The 8,549-nt window shown below is 45.2% G+C and carries 8 protein-coding genes; all 8 read left to right on the forward strand.

Annotated elements, in window-relative coordinates; all coding sequences use genetic code 11:
• On the forward strand, window positions 1-685 hold a 685-nt coding region (gene fmt / locus SORDD24_RS05340), incomplete at its 5' end, for a methionyl-tRNA formyltransferase (protein WP_061408345.1).
• The gene (rsmB, locus tag SORDD24_RS05345; protein ID WP_061409508.1) at window positions 678-1,991 is read left to right on the forward strand and encodes a 16S rRNA (cytosine(967)-C(5))-methyltransferase RsmB; all 1,314 of its coding nucleotides are present in this window, start codon (window positions 678-680) and stop codon (window positions 1,989-1,991) included. The genes fmt and rsmB, both read left to right, overlap by 8 nt.
• A 15-nt stretch (window positions 1,992-2,006) precedes the next feature.
• A complete protein-coding gene (locus SORDD24_RS05350) occupies window positions 2,007-2,747 on the forward strand; it encodes a Stp1/IreP family PP2C-type Ser/Thr phosphatase (RefSeq protein WP_000401534.1) in 741 nt (246 codons plus the stop codon).
• Entirely contained in the window at window positions 2,744-4,645 is a 1,902-nt protein-coding gene (gene pknB / locus SORDD24_RS05355) for a Stk1 family PASTA domain-containing Ser/Thr kinase (protein WP_061408348.1), read from the forward strand. Before SORDD24_RS05350 ends, pknB begins: the two co-directional genes overlap by 4 nt.
• Window positions 4,646-4,732: 87 nt before the next feature.
• Window positions 4,733-5,491, forward strand: coding sequence for a threonine/serine exporter family protein (locus tag SORDD24_RS05360; protein WP_061408351.1), 759 nt, complete (start codon window positions 4,733-4,735; stop codon window positions 5,489-5,491).
• A gap of 1 nt (window position 5,492) precedes the next feature.
• Window positions 5,493-5,948: a threonine/serine exporter family protein gene (locus SORDD24_RS05365; RefSeq protein WP_000176906.1), complete on the forward strand. Its 456-nt coding sequence runs from the start codon at window positions 5,493-5,495 to the stop codon at window positions 5,946-5,948.
• Between the two features lie 118 nt (window positions 5,949-6,066).
• Complete coding sequence (locus SORDD24_RS05370) at window positions 6,067-7,239, forward strand: hydroxymethylglutaryl-CoA synthase (RefSeq protein ID WP_061409510.1); 1,173 nt, start codon at window positions 6,067-6,069, stop codon at window positions 7,237-7,239.
• Window positions 7,239-8,513: a hydroxymethylglutaryl-CoA reductase, degradative gene (locus SORDD24_RS05375; RefSeq protein WP_061408353.1), complete on the forward strand. Its 1,275-nt coding sequence runs from the start codon at window positions 7,239-7,241 to the stop codon at window positions 8,511-8,513. The genes SORDD24_RS05370 and SORDD24_RS05375 overlap by 1 nt, the downstream gene beginning before the upstream one ends.
• Window positions 8,514-8,549 lie beyond the last annotated feature (36 nt).

An 8,549-nucleotide genomic window follows, 5' to 3' on the forward strand; every position in this document is an offset into this window, starting at 1 on the left:
TGTGACCGCTGCTTTTGGGCAGTTTCTCCCAAGCAAACTTCTTGATAGCATGGACTTTGCGGTCAATGTTCACGCTTCCCTTCTTCCCAAACACCGTGGTGGCGCTCCCATTCATTATGCCCTGATTCAAGGAGATGAGGAGGCTGGTGTGACTATCATGGAAATGGTTAAGGAAATGGATGCAGGGGATATGATTTCCCGTCGCAGTATTCCCATCACAGATGAGGACAATGTCGGCACCTTGTTTGAAAAATTGGCAATCGTTGGCCGTGATTTACTCTTGGATACACTACCTGGCTACCTAGCAGGAGAAATCCAACCTGAACCACAAGATCCTAGTCAAGTCACTTTCTCGCCAAATATCAAACCAGAGGAAGAAAAGTTGGACTGGAATAAGACTAACCGTCAACTCTTTAACCAAATCAGAGGGATGAATCCATGGCCTGTTGCCCACACTTTTCTCAAGGAAGACCGCTTTAAGATTTATGAAGCCCTACCAGTAGAAGGTCAGGGAGCTCCAGGTGAGATCCTCTCTATTGGCAAGAAGGAATTGATCGTTGCAACGGCCGAAGGAGCTCTATCTCTCAAACAAGTGCAGCCAGCAGGTAAGCCTAAGATGGACATTACTTCCTTCCTCAACGGAGTTGGACGGACATTGACTGTAGGAGAACGATTTGGTGACTAAAGTAGAAACGGCTAGAAATCTAGCTCTAGCAGTGTTAGAGGATGTTTTTATCCATCAAGCATACTCCAATATCGCTTTAAATAAACACCTCAAGGGCAGTCAACTTTCAGCAGCAGACAAGGGTTTGGTGACAGAGATTGTCTACGGAACGGTAGCCCGCAAACTCACCTTGGAATGGTACCTGTCCCACTTTATCCAAGATCGAGACAAGCTAGATAACTGGCTCTATGTCCTTCTTCTCATGAGCGCCTACCAACTTCGGTATCTGGATAAGATTCCTAATCACGCTGTAGTCAATGAAGCGGTAGAGATAGCCAAAGCGCGTAAAAAAGGCAGTGAAAAATTAGTCAACGCAGTCCTTCGTCGTACCTTGCGAGAAGGCTGGCCAGATATTGCAACTATCAAACGCAAAAACAAGCGTGATTCCATTGCCTATTCTCTCCCAGTTTGGCTAGTGTCTAAGCTCAAGGAAGAATACGGCGAAGAGCGAGCCCAAGCCATCTTTGAAAGCCTCTTGGTGCGCAACAAAGCCAGCATCCGAGTGACCGACTTGAGTCGAAAGGAGGAAATCAAAGCCGTGTTAGAGGCGAGTGATTCACCTTTGGCTGTTTCTGGTTTGGTCAAGGAGCAGGGACACTTTGCAGGACATGATTTGTTTTCGGAGGGTGCTATTACCATCCAAGATGAGTCCAGTCAACTGGTTGCTCCGACTCTTGATATACAGGGTGATGAACAGGTCCTGGATGCCTGTGCGGCTCCGGGTGGGAAAACAGTCCATATGGCCTCTTACCTCACATCTGGTAAGGTGACAGCTTTGGACTTGTATGACCATAAGTTGGACTTAATCCAAGAAAACGCCCAACGTCTGGGTGTGGCAGATCGAGTGCAAACGCAAAAATTGGACGCCAGAAAAGTGCATGAGTTTTTTGAAAAAGACTCTTTTGATAAGATTTTAGTAGATGCTCCCTGTTCTGGTATTGGGCTCTTACGTCGCAAACCAGATATCAAATACAATAAAGAAACGGCAGATTTCACGTCCTTGCAGGAAATTCAGCTGGAAATATTAGGTAGTGTTTGTCAAACACTACGAAAAGGTGGTATAATAACGTATAGTACCTGTACTATTGTCTCTGAGGAGAACTTTCAAGTCGTTGAGGCGTTTTTAGAAAGTCATCCCGAGTTCGAGCAGGTTAAACTAGAACACGAATGTAAAGATATCCTGAAAGATGGCTGTATCCTGATTACTCCAGAATTGTATGGAAGTGATGGATTCTTCATTAGCCAATTTCGTAAGATATCAGATTAGGAAGGAACTGACACAATGGAAATAGCATTATTAACAGATGTTGGTCAGAAACGAACAAATAACCAAGACTATGTCAATCACTTTGTCAACCGAGCAGGACGCACTATGATCCTCTTGGCTGACGGGATGGGAGGGCACCGTGCAGGAAATATCGCTAGTGAAATGGCGGTAACAGACCTAGGCGTGGCTTGGGTGGATACCCAAATCGACTCAGTCAATGAAGTTCGTGAGTGGTTTGCCCACTACCTAGAGATTGAAAATCAAAAAATTCATCAACTAGGTCAGGACGAAGACTACAAAGGTATGGGAACTACGCTAGAAGCTATGGCTATTATTGACAACCAAGCTATCTATGCTCATATTGGAGATTCTCGTATCGGTTTGATTCGTGGAGAAGAGTACCACCAGTTGACCAGTGACCATTCCTTGGTCAATGAATTGCTCAAGGCTGGCCAGTTGACTCCAGAAGAAGCTGAAGCGCATCCCCAAAAAAATATCATCACTCAGTCCATCGGACAAAAAGATGAGATTCAACCAGATTTTGGAATGATTACACTGGAGTCAGGAGATTATCTCTTGCTCAATAGTGATGGTTTGACCAATATGATTTCGGCCAGCGAGATTTATGATATCGTAACCAGCGATATTTCCTTAGCAGACAAGGCGGCAACCCTCATTCGTTTCGCTAACAATGCAGGAGGTTTAGACAACATTACGGTTGCCCTTGTTTACATGAACGAGGAGGAAGCAGAATGATCCAAATCGGCAAGATTTTTGCCGGGCGGTATCGGATTATCAAACAGATTGGTCGAGGGGGCATGGCAGATGTTTACCTGGCCAAGGATTTGATCCTAGACGGGGAAGAAGTGGCGGTCAAGGTCCTGAGGACCAACTACCAGACAGACCCGATTGCTGTAGCACGTTTCCAGCGTGAAGCGAGGGCTATGGCAGATCTGGACCATCCTCATATCGTTCGGATAACAGATATTGGTGAGGAAGAAGGTCAACAGTACCTAGCTATGGAGTACGTAGCAGGGCTTGACCTCAAGCGTTATATTAAAGAACACCATCCTCTTTCAAATGAAGAAGCGGTTCGAATCATGGGACAAATCCTCTTGGCCATGCGCTTAGCCCATACTAGAGGCATTGTTCACCGCGATTTGAAACCTCAAAATATCCTACTGACCCCTGATGGCACAGCCAAGGTCACTGACTTTGGGATTGCAGTAGCCTTTGCGGAGACCAGTCTGACCCAGACCAACTCAATGTTAGGCTCCGTTCATTATTTGTCACCTGAGCAAGCGCGTGGTTCTAAAGCGACTTTCCAGAGCGATATCTATGCGATGGGGATCATCTTCTATGAGATGCTGACGGGACATATCCCTTATGATGGGGATAGTGCAGTTACGATTGCTCTCCAGCATTTCCAGAAGCCACTTCCGTCTGTCATTGCTGAAAATCCATCTGTCCCTCAGGCTCTTGAGAATGTTGTTATAAAGGCAACTGCCAAAAAGTTGACGGATCGCTATCAGTCTGTTTCGGAAATGTATGTAGATTTATCGAGTAGTTTGTCCTACAATCGCCGAAATGAACCAAAATTGGTCTTTGATGATGCCAGCAAGGCAGATACCAAGACCTTGCCTAAAGTTCCACAAAGTACACTGACGTCTATTCCTAAAGCGCCTGCGCAGGAAGAGCGTCCTCAGCCAAAGAAAGCAACTCAACCAGTCGCTGAGCCAGCACCTGCACCAAAGCCAGCCAAGAAACGGAAGTTTAAGGCTCGCTATATGATTCTTTTGGCCAGTCTTCTATTGGTTGCAGCCTCTTTGGTCTGGATTTTGTCAAGGACACCAGCAACGATTGCTATTCCTAACGTAGCTGGACAAACCGTTGCAGAGGCTAAGGAAACTCTTAAAAAATCCAAGTTTGAAGCTGGTGAAGAAAAGTCAGAGGCCAGCGATACAGTAGCAGAAGGACGTGTTATTCGAACGGATCCAGAAGCTGGTAGTGGCCGAAAAGAAGGGACCAAGGTCAATTTGGTTGTTTCTTCTGGCAAGCAATCCTTCCAATTGAGCAATTACGTCGGACGCAAGTATACAGAAGTTGTAGCTGAACTCAAGGAGAAGAAGGTTCCTGAAAATCTAATCAAGATGGAAGAGGAAGAATCCAGCGAAAGCGAACCAGGAACTATCCTCAGACAAACCCCTGCTTCGGGTTCGACTTATGACCTTTCAAAAGCCACCACGATTACCTTAACAGTGGCCAAGAAGGTGACCAGTGTCAGCATGCCTAGCTACATCGGTTCAAGTCTCGAATTTACTAAGAATAATCTGACTCAGATTGTCGGAGTAAAAGAGGCTAATATCGAGGTTATTGAAGTATCGACTGCTCCTGAAGGAACAGCAGAGGGTACAGTTGTAGATCAAACACCAAAAGCTGGTGAAAAGGTTGACCTTGCTAGCACGCGTATCAAGATTTCGATTTACAAACCGAAAACACCACCGTCAACTTCATCCTCTAACTCTGCTCAACGAGGGAACCAGGGTTCTACAACAACACCAAATCAAGGGAACCAGCAAGGAAATCAACAAGGAAATAATCCTCCAACGAATCAACCAAATAATGAAGGAAACCGCGAAAGTTCTCGAGATTAAACGAATCTTTGTCATGAAATCATGACAAAGATTTTTTTTAACAAGATTTTGTGATAAAATATAGGGAGTAGAAAAAAGGAGGAGAAAATGGACGAATCAAGAGAGTTGAATGCCGTCATTGATGTCATTATGTTAGCTGGAACCATTCTCTTGAAAAGTGGTTCGGAGATTCATCGGGTAGAGGATACCATGATTCGTATTGCCCATTCACAAGGGATTATGGATTGCAATGTACTTGCCATGCCCGCAGCTATTTTCTTTTCTATTGAAAATACTAATATTTCTCGAATGAAGCGAGTGACATCATCCTCCTATAACATCGAAAAAGTTTGTGATGTCAACCAAGTATCTCGAGAACTTGTGGGCGGCCAGATTGATCTCTCGACAGCCTTTAAAAAGCTCAAAGAAATCGGCAATCAAGCCCTTCCTTATAGTAAGTTCCAAGTGACTGTAGCAGCGACCCTCAGTGCCCCTTTCTTCTCGATTATGTTTGGGGGCAATGTTTATGACGCTTTTGGTGCGGCTATTGCGACTTTATTTGGATTTGCCTTCTCTCTCTACGTCGAGAAGTTTATCCGAATTCCTTTTGTAACAGCCTTTGCGGGTGCCTTTGTTTTTGGCTTGATTGCCCAGTTCTGGGCCCGCTACACTGGATTTCCTTCGACAGCAGACCTGATTATAGCAGGAGCGGTCATGCCCTTTGTTCCAGGGATTGCTCTGACAAATGCGGTACGGGATATCATGACCAATCATATCAACTCTGGTATGAGCAAGATGTTTGAATCTCTGCTCATTACCCTCGCTTTAGGGGCCGGCACTTCGGTCGCCCTGGTTTTGATGACATAAGATGACTCTAACAAGTATTTTACTCCAAGCGGTGGCGAGTTTACTCGCCATTATCACCTTTTTAATCGTACTGAATGTCCAACGCTCCATGCTCCTACCTGGTGGTATTTTGGGAATGGGCGTTTGGCTCCTCTATCTTGTTCTAAAAGAACCGACCAATGTCATCGTTGCGACCTTTATCGCGGCGGTGGTTGGATCTTGTATCAGTCAGATTTTAAGTATTGTCTATAAGACACCAGCGGTGGTATTTGTCTTGGCCATTCTTGCCCCCTTGGTGCCAGGTTATTTATCCTATCGGACGACAGCTTTCTTTGTGACAGGCGATTACAGTCATGCCCTTGCCAGCGCGACTTTGGTGGTTATGTTGGCTCTGGTCATCTCTATCGGGATGGCAAGTGGAACGGTAATTCTAAAGCTTTATTACTACATCCGAAAACAACGAGGAATCTCTTCCTAATGCAGTAAAAGCAAAGACTTGATTTGTTGAATCAAGTCTTTTTTCTCTCTTTTGTCCCTATTTGTGATAAAATAGAATGAAACGATTTTTTACAATGAATGAAAAAACAGAGGTAAATATGACAATCGGTATTGATAAGATTGGTTTTGCGACCAGTCAATATGTCTTGAAATTACAAGACTTAGCAGAAGCGAGGGGAGTTGACCCCGAAAAATTTAGCAAGGGACTCTTGTTAAATGAAATTAGTATTGCGCCACTGACTGAGGACATTGTTACCTTGGCAGCTAGTGCAAGCAACTCTATTTTAACAGACAAAGAAAAAGAAGAAATCGATATGGTCATCGTGGCGACCGAGTCAGGGATTGACCAAAGTAAGGCAGCGGCAGTCTTTGTTCATGGCTTGTTAGGCATTCAGCCTTTCGCCCGTAGCTTTGAAATCAAAGAAGCCTGCTATGGAGCGACAGCTGCCCTTCATTATGCTAAATTGCATGTGGAAAATTCTCCAGAGTCTAAGGTTTTGGTCATTGCCAGTGATATTGCCAAGTATGGTGTGGGAACTCCTGGTGAGCCAACTCAGGGTGCTGGAAGTGTGGCGATGTTGATTACCCAAAATCCGCGCATCATGGCCTTTAACAATGATAACGTTGCTCAAACGCGTGACATCATGGATTTCTGGCGTCCGAACTATTCGAGCACTCCTTATGTAAACGGCATGTACTCGACCCAACAGTATCTTGATTGCCTGACAACGACTTGGGATGAATACAAGAAGCGCTACGATTGGACGATGGATGACTTTGCGGCTATCTGCTTCCACTTGCCTTATCCTAAGTTGGCCCTAAAAGGCTTGCGCAAGATGATGGACAAAACTTTGTCTAAAGAAAAACAGGATAGTTTGCAAGAAAACTTTGACAAGTCCATTCTCTACAGTCAGATGATTGGGAATATCTATACAGGTTCCCTCTTTCTCGGTCTTCTCTCCCTTTTGGAAAATGCAGAGACTTTGAAGGCTGGAGATAAAATTGCCCTCTACAGTTACGGAAGTGGAGCGGTTTCAGAATTCTTTAGTGGTGAATTGGTCGAAGGCTATGAGGCTTACCTTGATAAGGATCGCTTGAGCAAACTCAAGAAACGTACAGCATTGTCTGTTGCAGACTATGAAAAAGTCTTCTTCGAAGATTTGCAGTTGGATGAGTCTGGCTCAGCTCAATTTGCAGGATATGAACATCAAGACTACGCCTTGGTTGAAATTGTCGACCACCAACGCCGTTATAGCAAGGTTGAAAAATAATGAAGATAAGTTGGAATGGATTTTCTAAAAAATCATACCATGAGCGCCTTGAGTTGTTACAAGCTCAGGCGCTCCTTAGTCCTGAAAAGCAAACGAGTCTCGAGCAGGATGAACAAGTCAGCTTGGCAGTTGCAGACCAGCTGAGTGAGAATGTGGTAGGAACTTTTTCTCTGCCTTATTCCATCATTCCAGAGCTTGTGGTGAATGGTCAGGACTACACAGTACCCTATGTGACAGAAGAACCCTCAGTGGTTGCTGCGGCTAGCTATGCCAGCAAAATCATCAAGCGAGCAGGCGGTTTTACTGCTCAGGTTCATCAGCGCCAGATGATTGGTCAGGTAGCCCTTTATCAAGTTGCTGAACCTGAACAAGCGCAAGAGAAGATTGCCAGCAAGAAGGCGGAGCTCTTGGAACTTGCCAATCAAGCCTATCCTTCTATCGTCAAACGTGGTGGTGGGGCGCGTGATTTGCATGTAGAGCAGATCAAAGGTGAAACAGACTTTCTCGTTGCTTATCTTCATGTCGATACTCAGGAAGCCATGGGAGCCAATATGCTCAACACCATGCTGGAAGCCTTGAAGCCAGTCTTAGAAGAACTCAGTCAAGGACAGAGTCTCATGGGGATCTTGTCCAACTACGCGACCGATTCTCTGGTGACTGCAAGCTGTCGTATTGCCTTTCGCTACTTGAGCCGACAAAAGGATGAAGCCAGAGAAATAGCAGAGAAAATAGCTTTGGCTAGCCAGTTTGCGCAGGCAGATCCTTACCGAGCAGCTACTCATAATAAAGGGATTTTTAATGGTATCGATGCCATTTTAATCGCCACGGGTAATGACTGGCGTGCTATCGAAGCTGGGGCTCATGTCTTTGCCAGTCGAGATGGACGCTATCAAGGTCTCAGTCAATGGAAGCTGGACATGGAAAGAGAAGAATTGGTCGGTGAGATGACCCTACCCATGCCTGTAGCGACCAAGGGTGGATCTATCGGTCTCAACCCACGTGTAGCTCTTAGTCATGAACTACTGGGAAATCCTTCTGCCAAAGAATTAGCTCAAATTATCGTTTCTATCGGACTGGCACAAAACTTTGCGGCTCTCAAAGCCTTGGTCAGTACGGGCATCCAGCAAGGTCACATGAAGTTGCAGGCCAAATCCCTAGCTCTCCTAGCTGGTGCTAGTGAGACAGAGGTTGCTCCCCTGGTTGAGCGTCTCATCGCAGAGAAAACCTTTAACTTAGAGACAGCTCAGCGCTATCTGGAAAATTTACGATCATAAAAAAACTCAGACGCATTCGTCTGAGTTTTTTATACT

Origin of the sequence: Streptococcus oralis, from assembly GCF_001579175.1 — a bacterium.
GTDB classification, from domain to species: Bacteria; Bacillota; Bacilli; order Lactobacillales; family Streptococcaceae; genus Streptococcus; species Streptococcus oralis_O.